Raw genomic sequence first — 13,072 nt, 5'->3', positions numbered from 1 at the left:
CCGGGATTTCTCGAGGAGGAACAGATATGAATAGCAACGCCGCCGCCACTCCGGAGCTGGATGCCAAATCCGGACGCAAACCGCACCGGCGCATACCGCCGGAAGCCAATATTTTCTTCATTCTGATCGGCATAGCGCTGATTTACGAGATTCTCGGCTGGATATTCATCGGCCAGAGCTTCCTGATGAACCAGCAGCGACTGACCATCATGATCCTGCAGGTCTCCGTGATCGGCATCATAGCCGTAGGTGTTACGCAGGTCATCATTACCGGCGGCATCGATCTGTCCTCCGGGTCGGTCGTCGGCCTCACGGCGATGTTGTCCGCTAGCATGGCGCAGTCTTCAACCTGGCCGCGGGCACTTTATCCCGGGCTCACCGACCTGCCGTTCATCATCCCGCTTGCTGTCGGCATTCTCGCCGGCATGTTGGCCGGTTTCATCAATGGGCAGCTCATCGCCCGCACGAAAATCCCGCCCTTCATTGCCACTCTCGGCATGATGGTGACCGCGCGCGGCATTTCCAAGTGGTATACGAAGGGTCAGCCGATCTCCGGCCTGACCGACGGTTTCAATTTCATTGGCACAGGCATCTGGCCAGTCGTGGTGTTCCTGCTCGTGGCAATCATTTTCCACGTCGCGCTGCGTTACACCCGCTATGGCAAGTTCACATATGCAATCGGTGCCAATGAGCAGGCTGCACGTGTATCCGGTATCAATATCGAGGCACATCTGATCAAGGTCTATGCCATTGCCGGAATGCTCGCCGGTCTCGCCGGTGTTGTCACCGCCGCCCGCGCTCAGACCGCGCAGGCCGGCATGGGCGTGATGTATGAGCTTGACGCCATCGCCGCGGCCGTCATCGGCGGCACCTCGCTATCCGGCGGCGCCGGCCGCATCACCGGAACGGTAATCGGTACGATCATTCTCGGCGTCATGACATCGGGCTTCACCTTCCTCCGAGTGGACGCCTACTATCAGGAGATCGTCAAAGGTCTCATCATCGTGGCGGCCGTCGTCGCTGACGTCTACCGGCAGAAGAAACGCGCCAAGCGTTAAATCCTCCTCCCAGACCTTGGGGCAGGCCTTCAGGCTTGCCCCTTTTTTGTGCCCTCATGCGGCGAGGGGATCAGCAGCGGCTCATGCTTTGCTGTTTCGATAGTCGTGGACGGCTTTGCCGAAGGCCTCGAACAGGGCGCGGGAGGGCGCGTCCGTCTCGGCCCAGTATTCTGGATGCCATTGCACCCCGACAGCAAATCCTTTTGCGTCAATGACAGACACCGCCTCTATCGTGCCATCGGCGGCCGTCGCCTCCACCTGCAGGCGCGGCGCGGTTTCGGCAATGGCCTGCCTGTGCAGCGAGTTGATCTGGATTTCGCCCGACATGCCGAGATGCTGTGCAATGCAGGAGCCTTCGCGCACATGCACAGGCTGGCGGATGGCAAAGGCGACGTCGCGGTCGTCATGTTCCGGCTTGCGGTGGTCCCATATGCCCGGGTGCTCCTGAATTTCGGACGCCAGCGTTCCGCCCAGCGCCACATTCAGTTCCTGTATTCCTCGGCAGATGGCCAGCATCGGAATGCCGCGCTCGATCGCACGGCGGATGAGCGGCAGGCTGGTGGCATCGCGGGCCTGGTCGAACGGGCCGTCGCTCTCCTTCGCCTCCTTTCCGTAGAGGGAAGGGTGCACATTGGTGGCGGAGCCGGAGACGAGCAGGCCATCCACCCGGTCGAGAATGGCGTCCACGTCGTGTCCGTCCTCAAAGGCCGGCACGATGAAGGACATGACACCAGCCACTTTCAGGGCGGCGGAAACATACTGGTTCTGCGCGGCGTGCCAGTCGGCTCCGGTAAAATGCCTTATGTCGGCGGGGACGGCGATGATGGGTTTTGGCATGGCGGCTCCGGAACGATTCTTCGAAATATGTGCGACCGCCGGCGAACCAAGTCAAGCATGCCTTTGCCTCCTGCTGATCCGGCATGCGCCTAAAGTATAAGGCGATGCCGAGATATTTCAGTTGAATATAAAATGCGAAGAAAATTCCCGGAAACACGGCGTTTTTCCGCGATTAATTCTTGGTGCGGGTGCTTGTCAGTCGGGCGATAACCGTGCTTACTTCGCTACAATGCCTGAACAGCAACGAGGGGAATTCAAAGCTGCAGGCAGCGTTCATATCTGGGAGGATATAGATGGATCGCCGTTCCTTTATGAAAAAAGGTGCGCTCGCGGGAGCTGCCACTGCAGCCCTTGCCGCGCCCGCCATTGCGCAGCAGAATACCAAGATCAACTGGCGCCTGACGTCGTCATTTCCGAAATCGCTTGATACGATCTATGGCGGTGCCGAGGATATTGCGAAGCACGTCGCTGCCGCCACCGATGGCAATTTTACCATCCAGCCCTTTGCCGCCGGGGAAATCGTTCCCGGCTTGCAGGCGGCCGATGCCGTATCGTCAGGCACTGTGGAAATGTGCCATACCTGCTCCTATTATTATGTCGGCAAGGATCCGACCTTCGCGATCGGGACGGCGATACCCTTTGGCCTGAATGCCCGCCTGACCAATTCGTGGTTCTATGAAGGCAACGGCAATAAACTGCTCAATGAATTCTACGCCAAACATAACCTCTACGGCATGATTTCGGGCAATACCGGCGCGCAGATGGGAGGCTGGTTCCGTAAGGAGATCAACACGGTTGACGATTTCAAAGGCGTCAAGATGCGCATTGCCGGCCTTGCCGGCAAAGTGGTTGAAAAGCTTGGTGTCGTGCCGCAGCAGATCGCCGGCGGTGATATCTATCCGGCGCTGGAAAAGGGCACCATCGACGCCGCCGAGTGGGTCGGCCCTTATGACGACCACAAGCTCGGTTTTCAGAAGGTTGCAAAGTACTATTATTATCCGGCCTTCTGGGAAGGCGGCCCGGTCATTCACTCTTTTGTCAATCTGGACAAGTGGAACAGCCTGCCCAAGAACTACCAGACGGCGCTGCAGGACGCCTGCGCCTTCGCCAATACCAGCATGATGGCGAAATACGACGCCAAAAACCCGATTGCCATCAAGCAGCTCGTTTCTGAAGGCGCGGTACTCAGACCCTTCAGCCAGGAAATTCTGGAAGCGTGCTATAAGGCGGCCCTTGAGGTATACGCCAATATTTCGGCTTCCAATCCGGACTTCAAGAAGATTTACGAGGACCAGGTCGCCTTCAAGCGCGAAGGCTATCTGTGGATGCAGCTGGCGGAATACACCTTCGATACTTTCATGATGATCCAGCAGCGTAACGGCAAGCTCTGATTATTCAGTAACGGCGGCGGACCGGGCAAAGGCCTCGGAGATTTCGGTCTCCGGGGTTTTTGTTGTGCGCGTACCCTCATGCATTCGACAACAATGGATGGATTATGATCGGGTCCTTCAGAGCACAATCGCAGGATAAGCGACCAGCCGGACTGCCGGCTGAGATCGGCGCCCCCAGCCCCGGCCATTGGCCTCAATTGTGGATGTGACGCGATGTGGAAAACGCTGAGCGTTGCATTCGTCATCAAGAAGAACCGGACAGGCAGTATAGTGACTGCCCGGGTCCGTTTCTAAAGAGAATGAAGGGAAGGCGGGGGCGTACCCGTCTTCGCAATCACAGGCGTTTCCGCGCCCCTACAGGATGCCTGTCAAGGCCCGATCTTCGGCGGCTCGCCCAGATTTGGCATGCCCGGCATTCCTCCTGGCTGGCCTCCTGGCAAGCCGAAATTGGGCATGGTGTTGCCACCCTGATTACCGAAGGCGGGCACCTCGATCTTGATGGAGTTCAGATCGACGTCGGGAGCCTTGTCTATCCAGTAGGTGACGGATTCCGGCCAGAATATCACGATGGCGACGAGGATGAGCTGCATGCCGAGCCAGGGAATGGCGCCCATGTAGATATCCGATGTCTTGACGGTGCGCGGCGCGATGGAACGCAGGTAGAACAATGCAAATCCGAAAGGCGGGTGCATGAAGCTTGTCTGCATGTTGATGCAGATCAGCACGCCGAACCAGATGAGGTCAATGCCGAGCGACTGGGCTATCGGCGCCAGCATTGGAATGACGATGAAGGCGATTTCGAAGAAATCGAGGAAGAAGGCGAGGAAGAAGATGAAGATGTTGACGAAGATCAGGAAGCCGATAGGACCGCCCGGAATGCCCGACAACATGTGCTCGATCCAAAGCGAACCATCCATGCCTTGGAAAACGAGCGAAAAGCAGGTCGCGCCGACCAGGATGAACACCACCATCGACGTGATGTGCATGGTGGAATGCATTCCCTGCTTGACGAGGTCCCAGCTGAGCCGCCGATGTGCCGCCGCCAGCGCCATCGCGCCGACAACGCCGAGCGCTCCGGCTTCCGTCGGTGTTGCGAGGCCGAGAAAGATGGTGCCGAGCACGAGGAAGATGAGCACGATGGAGGGGATCATGCCCGCCAGCACACGCAACACCAGCGCCCGGTTAAGCTCACCGCGTGCCTCCGGCGGCAAAGCCGGAAGATCCTTCGGCCGCACGATCGACATCAGCAGGATGAAGAGCATGAAGATCGCCACCTGCAGGATCGACGGACCGATCGCGCCGAGATACATGTCGCCCACGGATTTACCGAGCTGGTCGGCAAGGACGATCAGCACCAGCGAGGGCGGAATGACCTGTGTGATCGTGCCCGAGGCGGCGATGACGCCGGTGGCAAGTCGCGGATTATAGCCGTATTTCAGCATGATGGGCAGCGAGATGACGCCCATGGTGATGACCGAGGCCGCAACCGTGCCGGTGATCGCGCCCAGGATCGCGCCGACAATGATGACGGCATAGGCAAGTCCGCCCGGTATAGCGCCGAAAAGCTTCCCCGTTCCTTCGAGCAGGTCTTCCGCAAGGCCGCAACGCTCCAGAATAGCGCCCATGAAGGTGAAGAAGGGAATAGCCAGCAGAAGGTCGTTCGAAACGATGCCGAAGATGCGCAGGGGCAGGGCCTGAAGAAAAGCCGGTGAAAAATGCTCGGTGAAGATGCCGATGACGCCAAAAACGAGGCCGACCGTGGCAAGCGAGAAAGCCACCGGAAATCCGTAAAGCATGAAGATAATCATGCCGATGAACATCAGTGGCGGAAGAATACCGTATTCAAACATGGGAATATCCTGAAGGTTCAGATCGGCGCGATCATTGCAGGGGTTTTTCGTACTTCGTATCGAGCGCATAAAGCCCGTTGAGGGCGCCTATGCGCTTGATGAGTTCGGAAAACCCCTGAAGAACCAGAAGGGCGAAACCGGCGAAGATGATGAGTTTCACGGGCCAGCGGATCAGGCCGCCGGCGTTGGAAGACATTTCGCCCTGATTCCAGGACAGCGTGAACATGGGCCAGGACAGCCAGGCTAGATAAAGGCAGCCGGGCAACAGGAACAACACAATGCCGATAATATCCACCCAGATGCGGCTGCGTGGCGAAATCGCACCATAGATGATGTCGACCCGAACATGCTCGTTCATGCGCAGCGTATAGGAAGCGCCGATCAGCACGATGAAGGCGAACATGTACCACTGGATTTCGAGCCAGCCGTTGGAGCTGTAGTTCAAGGCGTAACGGACCATGGCGTTACCGGCGCTGACGAGGCAGCAGATGAGCACGAGATAACCGGCGACCTTGCCCAGGGCCTCGCTCGCAGAATCTATCAACGCACTTATTTTTAAAAGCGATTTCATGACTTTCCCCTCTTCCCTTGCCGGGCCCTTTGCGGGTTTATGGCGGAGAGCAAAGCCCGATACCCCTGCAACGGCCACGCCTCCACGCGCGTCCGCACCCATCGGTTCCGGAGTTCCTCCCCACAGAATCCGTGTATGGGCAGGCGGTTCGAAAAGCAACCGAAACCGCACGCAAAGAGCAAGAACGGTGGCCCTTTTCAACTATTAACGAAAGAATGTTGCCGGAAGGCAAGTATTGTCCTTGAGAGCCGGTCCGACGGATGGCGGCGTGACACTTTCGTGCGGAACGCATTGCGCTTTTCGACCACTTCATGTTACCTCTGGCACCGGAGAATCCGGCATGGCCCGTGATCGTCCGCGGGGCAGATTTCCCCGCAGGACGGGAATGACGGATGGAGCAAAGGGGAAGTGGAATGAGCGAACACCATACAGGTCCGGTCGAACTTGGCGCTGAAATGAACTACGCCGAACACGAAAAGACCTATAACGGTTTTCTGGCCTTGACCAAATACGGCACGATGATGCTGTGCGTGCTGATGCTGGCCATGGTTGCCGGTTTTTTCACATCCGCGGGCTTCCTCGGCGGTCTCGTTGTCTTTCTCGTTCTGTCGGCGGCCGGTTTCGTTCTGCTGCGCTGATCGAACCGTTTGCGGGCTGTTGCCCTTACGGGTAAGGGTTCTGCCGGACAACCGGGAAGGCCGGGCATGAAACGCCTTTTATCCTGTCTGTTTCTGTTGATTGCGGTTGCATGTCCCGTCTCCGCGCGTGATCTCTCTCCTGCCGAGCAGGAGAGGCTGCGTGCCGAGATCGAGCGTTTCAGCACCGCCCTGAATGCGCAGGATTTCGAAACGGTCGGCAAGACTGTGCCGCCGAAAATCTTCGAGTTCATCGCCAGTGATGCGGGTGTCACCGTGGAGCAGTTGCGGAGCGCCTTGACGGCGCAGATGCAGATGGCGCTCGCGGCGGTCAAGATAACCGAATTCACCATGGACGCGCGGGCGATCAGCCTGACTGAGACGCCGGATGGCACGCCGTATGCGCTCATTCCGACAAAAACCGTGATGGAAACCGGCGGTCAGACCATAGAGGCGAAGTCCCACACGCTGGCGCTGATCGACGGTTCGGACTGGTATTTGCTCCGGGTGAGCGATCAGCAGCAGGTGACCATCTTGCGAAAGGTCTACCCGTCCTTCGCGACGGTGGAATTCCCTGACGATTCCACGCAGACGGTGAAATAACCCGTATTGCTGGCGAGGCCGGGCCGTGGCGTCGCCAGTGCTACCCCATTTCAGGAAAACCGTCCCGGGCGGAAGGGATCGACCGAGATGGACGTTTCGTCGCCGTTTGCCATCTGCGTCACCAGCCGGGCTGTGGCTGCCGACTGGGTCAACCCCAAATGACCGTGGCCGAAGGCGTAGATAACGGAGGGTGTCGTCCGCGCGGTGCCAATGACGGGAAGACAGTCCGGCATGGAGGGGCGGAACCCCATCCATTGCCGTCCGCCTTCCAGTTTGAGGCCGGGAAGGAAACGTTCCGCTTTTTTCAACATGGCTTCCGCGCGGCGGAAGTTCGGCTTCAGGTCCAGCCCGCCGAGTTCGACGGCGCCGCCGACGCGGATGCCAGTCGACAAGGGGGTCACAACGAAGCCGTGGTCGTTGAAATAAAGCTGGCGTGTCAGGTTGAAAGCACCGACAGGCAGGGTCGTGTTGTATCCTCGTTCCGTTTCCAGCGGCACGATGTTGCCAAGCGTCGCCGCAAGTTTTTTGGACCATGCTCCACAGGCGATCACCACTTTGTCGGCGTCGATCTTGTCGCCGTTCTCCAGCGTGACGATCGTACTTTCGCCCACTGCGTCGATGCGCTGAGCTTCGCCTTTGCGAAGGCTGGCTCCGCGTGAGATCACAAGATCAAATATGGCGCGGGTGAAATCATAGGGATCGGAGACCTGCAGGCCATCCGCCGAAAACACCGCATGGCGGAACTGCGGCGCCAGGCCCGGCTGCAGCTCTTCGATTTCGTTGCGGTCAACGCGCTGGAATGCGAAGCCGGCTTTTTCCTTTTCGTCCCAATCCCTACGGGCGGCGTTGAGGCTCGCCTCGCTATCATAGATATCAAGCGTGCCGGTTTTTGAGATGAAGGACGAGAGCTCGGGCATGGCAGCGATGTGGGCCATTTCGATGGCCGCCAGCCGGTTGATTTCCACGAGTGATTTCAGCCCATGACGGAAACTGCGTTCGGCGCTGGCGCGCCAGAAACGCCAAAGCCACGGGGCGATCTTCGGTGCATAGGCCGGCGGCACGCTGAGAGGTCCGAGCGGATCAAAAAGCCAGCGCGGGGCTTTTTTCATGATACCGGGCGCGGGAATGGGGATGATTTCCGGAAAGGCCAATATGCCGGCATTACCGGAACTCGCACCGCGGGAGATGTCGCCACGCTCAAGAAGCACGACATCACGCCCGGCATTCTGCAGATAAAGCGCTGCCATGGAACCGATAATGCCGGTGCCGACCACCAGCACGTCGCATTTCAGGGTTTTGGTCATCGGCGCTCCTGCAATACAAATCTCTCAAGCCCGCCATAACAATGAATGCAGAGGGTATGAAAGGTCGCATCACGCTGCGGCGATAGAAATATCAGCACTGTGGCAAATAAGCGGTTCCGCGGTGGGGAGGCCGCCATGCACATCAGTGCGTTTTGCCCATCGGCCAGGTCGCGGCTTAGATAGTTATGAGTCATTATTAATCGCTATTTAACAGTGTCTGGCTAGTTTCGCGTGCAGTCAGGCCCATCCATGTTCATCCCTTCTCATTCGGAGGGGCAGTGGGTCTGCGCGGCGGTTAATTTGGGGGTTTTAAAGGCATGTCTCACTTTTCCAAACTCGGTCTGGATGCATCTGCGGTACTTGACGCCCTGAACCGTTCGCAGGCCATCATCGAATTCGATCTGACCGGGAAAATTCTGAAGGCGAACGATAATTTCTGCAAAGCGGTGGGTTATCAGCAGTCCGAAATCATCGGACGGCACCACAGCATGTTTGTCGCTCCCGAAGAGGCTGCCAATGCGGAATACAACGCGTTCTGGGCGAAACTCTCGCGCGGCGAATATGATCAGGGTCAATATCGGCGCCGGGCAAAAAACGGCGACGAAATCTGGATCGAAGCTTCCTATAATCCCGTCTTTCGTTTCGGTAAACCTTACAAGATCGTCAAGGTTGCAACCGATATCACCGTGATCAAGCGCAAGAGCATGGAAGATGACGGCAAGCTGGCCGCTCTCTCCCGCGCGCAGGCCATGATCGAATTTACACCAGATGGGAAGATCCTCAGCGCCAACGAGAATTTCCTCGCGGCGCTTGGTTACACGGCGCAGGAAATTGTGGGCAAGCATCATTCGATGTTCTGTGAGCCAGCTTATGCCCAGTCCCAGGAATATCGTGATTTCTGGCAGGAGCTGAGGAGCGGCCGTTTCTCTGCCGGGCAGTTCATGCGGCTCGGCAAGGACGGCAAACGCGTTTTCATCCAGGCGTCCTATAATCCGATACTGGATGAGCAGGGCCGTGTCTTGAAGGTGGCGAAGTTTGCCTTCGACGTGACGGACCGCATGCATGCGGTGGAGGAGCTTGGCGCGGCGCTTGAGCGGCTCTCCCAATGCAACATCCGCGTCACGCTGGACAAACCCTTCGTGGGTGAATTTGAGAGCCTGCGGCGCGATTTCAACAAGTCTATCGCGGAATTCCAGAAGACGCTGGAAAATGTTCTCGGCCAGACGGGCGATCTGACCCGCAGCAGCCAGGAAGTCAGCGAGGCTTCCGTCAATCTGGCCGAACGTTCGCGCGAGCAGGCCGTAGCGCTCGAAGAAACCTCTGCGGCACTGGAGGAAATCACGGCGACGGTTCGTTCATCCACGGAAAACATGAAAGAGACCCGCAAGCTGGTTCAGAGTGCACGCACATCCACCGCGGCCTCGACCGAGGTCGTTGAGCGCACGGTCAATGCCATGCAGCGCATCGAGACAGCATCGCGGGAAATCAGTCAGATCATCGGTGTTATCGATGAGATCGCCTTCCAGACCAACCTGCTGGCGCTGAATGCGGGCGTGGAAGCCGCCCGCGCGGGTGAAGCCGGCAAGGGCTTTGCCGTGGTGGCGCAGGAGGTGCGCGAGCTTGCGCAGCGTTCCGCCGGTGCCGCCAAGGAAATCAAGGCGCTGATCAACAATTCCGGCAGCGAGGTCCTCGAAGGGGTAAGGCTCGTGGGTGAAACGGGCGAAGCGCTGAAGCAGATCGACGCGCTGGTCAGGCATATTGACGGCAACGTTGACATGATCGCCAAGGCAGCGGACGAGCAGGCTGTCGGCATCAGTGAGATCAACAAGGCGGTCAACCGGCTGGACCGGATGACGCAGGAAAACGCCGCCATGAGCGCACGCACCACCGTAATCAGCACCACTCTCGCGCAGGGTGCGGATGCATTGGCCCAGCTTGTCAGCCTGTTCAAACTGAACCGCCGCACGGTTCAGCGTGAGGATGGTGCCTCTATACGGTCTGATTTTTCGACTGCTGCTCGGCACGATCAGGAGGTCGGGCGCGCAGCAGCATGAAGGGAGCCGGCTTTCGCCGGCCCCGCTTATTGCTGATCATCAATTGAGGCGGATGCCCTTGATAGGGCACCTGCGCACGGTTATCCCCGCAAGGCCGGGCGCGTGATGCCGAGGTGGTCGCGCAATGTGGAGCCCTCATATTCCCGGCGGAACAGGCCGCGTTCCTGCAAGAGAGGTACCACCTCGCGATTAAACTCCTCCAGACCGCCGGGGAAGAAGGGCGGCATGACGTTGAAGCCATCGGCTGCGCCGTTTTCGAACCATTGCTGCATCCTGTCGGCAACATCGCTCGCCGTTCCCATGACGATATGGTGGCCACGGCCGGCCGCGACGCGCAGCGCCAGTTCTCGGATCGTGAGCTTTTCGCGCCGTGCCAGCTCGGTCAGCAACTCGGCGCGGCTGCGCAACTGGTCGGAGATGGGAAGTTCGGGCAACGGGCCGTCGAGATCATAGTCGGCCAGGCTGTGGCCGATGCGCTCTTCGAGCAGCGGCATCGCGCTCTTGATGTCCGTCCAGCGGTTCAGTTCCTTCAGCTTTTCACTCGCCTCCTCGAAACTCCTGCCGATGATCGGCATGAAGCCGGGCATCACGGCAACGCTGGCGGGATCGCGGCCGAATTTTTCGACGCGCGCCTTGAGGCTCGTGTAGAAAGCCTGCGCTTCGGAAATCGCCTGTTGGGCGGTGAAGACGATATCGGCGGTGCGTGCGGCAAGATCCTGACCCGGCCCGGAGGAACCGGCCTGGATGAGAACCGGATGGCCCTGCGGCGAGCGCGGAATGTTGAGCGGTCCCTTGACGGTGAAATATTTGCCTTCGTGGTTGAGAACATGGACTTTCTCGGGATCGACGTAGCGGCCCGCCTGCTTGTCCTTGATGAAGGCGTCGTCATCCCAGCTGTCCCAAAGGCCGCGAACGACGTTCACATATTCTTCCGCCACCGCATAACGCTCGTCATGCTCGGGGTGGTCCTTGGAGAAATTCGCTGCCGTCCGTGCGTAAGAGGTGGTGACAATGTTCCAGGCCGCTCGACCATGGCTTAGATGGTCTATGGAGGCGAAGGCGCGAGCGGTGTGATAGGGCTCGCCATAGGTGGTGGAGGCGGTTGCGGCCAGCCCGATCTTCTCCGTCACCATTGCCAGCGCGGCAAGCAGGGTCAACGGCTCGAAACGTGCGATCATCGAAGGATGGGCGTCGACGCCGCTGGTCAGCCCGTCGGCGAGAAATACCATGTCGAACTTTGCCGCTTCGGCCATTTTTGTTACGCGGGTGAGCAGATCGAGGTTTTCGCTGCCGGCCTCCGCATCGGGGTGACGCCAGCCGGAAACGTGGTGTCCGGCACCCTGCAGGAAAAGGCCGAGATGCATCTGTCTTTTGCGGGTCGTGGTGGTCATGGGAATCATGCCTTCATGTCAGTCGAGTTAAATTGGCGATACCAGAAGCATTTCGAGCTTCCTGAGGTCGGCTGCGGTTTTCATGGACCGCACCAAGGCCGGGATACTGGCGAATTTTTCACTGCCGCCGGTCGCGTCGGCAAATTTTTCGGCCGGGTCATCAATGCCGGGAAGCTCGTCGACGCGGCGCGATAGCACCGTACCATCCTTCTTCGTGACATCTATCACCACGAAACGGGTGGTTGGGTCTGGCGACAGGCGGCGAGCGGTCTCGTCATGCCGGCGCGAGACTTTCGCGGAAAGGCCGAGCAGGTCGGCGCGTGCCGGGCGTTCGTCGAAATGGCTGATCCCCAGTGACCCATCCGTCAGCGCCGCAGCGAAGACATATTCGGGGCTGAAGCGCGCGTCTATGCCGGTTGCGGGCGTGGCAGGGCCGACAAGCGCGGCATCGCCGCCGGGCGGGAAGGTGATGGTGACCGCCTCGATTTCTTCCGGCTGCAGCTCATGGGTGCTGCGCAGCGCCAGCGCGCCCACGGCGACGGGGTGTGCCGCGGTACAACACGGGAAGGCCTTGAGGGTCAGGCCCGGCGAGACGATCTGCCAGGGTGCGCCCCAGCCGGAGAGAACACGCTTCGGCTGCTCGGCGCCGAAGGCGAAGGCCGAATAAAAGCCGATGGAATTTTCCAGAAAATCCGGCGCGCCCTGAAAGCCGGATCGTGCCAGCCGTGCTGCGGTGAGGCCGGCACGCGTGGCAAGCCCCGCATGGAGCGGCTTGGCGTCATAACCGAATTGCAGGCGAAGCCCGGCCGATTGCGTGGCGGCGAGGCCGAGCGCCACGGCCGTTGTCTGCGGATCGAATTTCAGGAGATGAGCGATCGCCGCCGCGGCACCCATGGGGCCAAGTGTGGCGGTGGCGTGGAAACCATTTTCGTAATGTCTGGTGCCGAGCGACAGGCCAATGCGGGCCATGGTTTCCAGCCCGACGATATAGGCGGCGATGAATGCATCCGCCGTCGAGCCTTCCTCGACCGCAACAGCCAGCAGGGCTGGAACAATGGCGACGGTGGGGTGGCCGCGCACACTGCCATGGACGTCGTCGTAATCAAGCACGTGACCGGCATGGCCGTTGATAAGGGCGGCGGTGAAGGCATCCGTACGCAGATCGTGGCCGACGATGCCGGCTGCGCCTTGCGTGCCTGACGTGAAGGTGTCGATCAGGATTTTCGTGCTCCTGTCGGCAGCGCCGCCCAGAACGCAGGCAAAGAAATCGATCAGTGCCGTGCGGGCAATGGTGACCGCCTCTTCATCGTGTAGCGGATCGGAAGCGGCAATGGCTCCTGCAAGACGAAGTGTGAGTTTTTCCTCCGCGACCATGGCA

General features: G+C 59.3%; 11 protein-coding genes. 5 read left to right on the top strand and 6 right to left on the bottom strand.

The window, feature by feature from the left end:
- Positions 1-26 precede the first annotated feature (26 nt).
- A complete protein-coding gene (locus K7A42_RS05130) occupies positions 27-1,058 on the top strand; it encodes an ABC transporter permease (RefSeq protein ID WP_022563607.1) in 1,032 nt (343 codons plus the stop codon).
- An 81-nt stretch (positions 1,059-1,139) separates the two neighbouring features.
- Here the strand turns inward: K7A42_RS05130 and K7A42_RS05125 are convergent, their stop codons facing one another.
- Positions 1,140-1,895, bottom strand: coding sequence for a gamma-glutamyl-gamma-aminobutyrate hydrolase family protein (locus K7A42_RS05125; protein ID WP_125270832.1), 756 nt, complete (start codon positions 1,893-1,895; stop codon positions 1,140-1,142).
- A 293-nt stretch (positions 1,896-2,188) separates the two neighbouring features.
- Between K7A42_RS05125 and K7A42_RS05120 the strand changes: the two genes are divergently transcribed.
- Positions 2,189-3,286, top strand: coding sequence for a TRAP transporter substrate-binding protein (locus K7A42_RS05120; RefSeq protein WP_003510333.1), 1,098 nt, complete (start codon positions 2,189-2,191; stop codon positions 3,284-3,286).
- Between the two features lie 368 nt (positions 3,287-3,654).
- Here the strand turns inward: K7A42_RS05120 and K7A42_RS05115 are convergent, their stop codons facing one another.
- A complete protein-coding gene (locus K7A42_RS05115; protein ID WP_004438436.1) occupies positions 3,655-5,136 on the bottom strand; it encodes a TRAP transporter large permease in 1,482 nt (493 codons plus the stop codon).
- Between the two features lie 31 nt (positions 5,137-5,167).
- Entirely contained in the window at positions 5,168-5,707 is a 540-nt protein-coding gene (locus tag K7A42_RS05110) for a TRAP transporter small permease subunit (RefSeq protein WP_004438438.1), read from the bottom strand.
- Positions 5,708-6,120: 413 nt separating this feature from the next.
- Here K7A42_RS05110 and K7A42_RS05105 point away from each other — a divergent pair, with 413 nt between their 5' ends.
- Both K7A42_RS05105 and K7A42_RS05100 read left to right on the top strand, forming a co-directional pair.
- Positions 6,121-6,345: an aa3-type cytochrome c oxidase subunit IV gene (locus K7A42_RS05105; protein WP_004438441.1), complete on the top strand. Its 225-nt coding sequence runs from the start codon at positions 6,121-6,123 to the stop codon at positions 6,343-6,345.
- Between the two features lie 66 nt (positions 6,346-6,411).
- Complete coding sequence (locus K7A42_RS05100; RefSeq protein WP_174151608.1) at positions 6,412-6,945, top strand: hypothetical protein; 534 nt, start codon at positions 6,412-6,414, stop codon at positions 6,943-6,945.
- 50 nt (positions 6,946-6,995) lie between these two features.
- Here the strand turns inward: K7A42_RS05100 and K7A42_RS05095 are convergent, their stop codons facing one another.
- Positions 6,996-8,249, bottom strand: coding sequence for an NAD(P)/FAD-dependent oxidoreductase (locus K7A42_RS05095; protein WP_220366954.1), 1,254 nt, complete (start codon positions 8,247-8,249; stop codon positions 6,996-6,998).
- A gap of 317 nt (positions 8,250-8,566) precedes the next feature.
- Here K7A42_RS05095 and K7A42_RS05090 point away from each other — a divergent pair, with 317 nt between their 5' ends.
- Positions 8,567-10,303: a methyl-accepting chemotaxis protein gene (locus tag K7A42_RS05090; protein WP_174151606.1), complete on the top strand. Its 1,737-nt coding sequence runs from the start codon at positions 8,567-8,569 to the stop codon at positions 10,301-10,303.
- Between the two features lie 80 nt (positions 10,304-10,383).
- Here K7A42_RS05090 and K7A42_RS05085 read toward each other — a convergent pair whose 3' ends face one another.
- A complete protein-coding gene (locus K7A42_RS05085; RefSeq protein WP_022563613.1) occupies positions 10,384-11,703 on the bottom strand; it encodes an LLM class flavin-dependent oxidoreductase in 1,320 nt (439 codons plus the stop codon).
- Positions 11,704-11,721: 18 nt separating this feature from the next.
- Complete coding sequence (locus K7A42_RS05080; protein ID WP_174151636.1) at positions 11,722-13,068, bottom strand: MmgE/PrpD family protein; 1,347 nt, start codon at positions 13,066-13,068, stop codon at positions 11,722-11,724.
- Between the last annotated feature and the right edge of the window lie 4 nt (positions 13,069-13,072).

It is taken from the genome of Agrobacterium sp. InxBP2 (assembly GCF_026191755.1).
Lineage (GTDB): Bacteria > Pseudomonadota > Alphaproteobacteria > Rhizobiales > Rhizobiaceae > Agrobacterium > Agrobacterium pusense.
The sequence above is the reverse complement of the archived record's forward strand: the minus strand, read 5'-3'. Positions and strand labels throughout refer to the sequence as shown.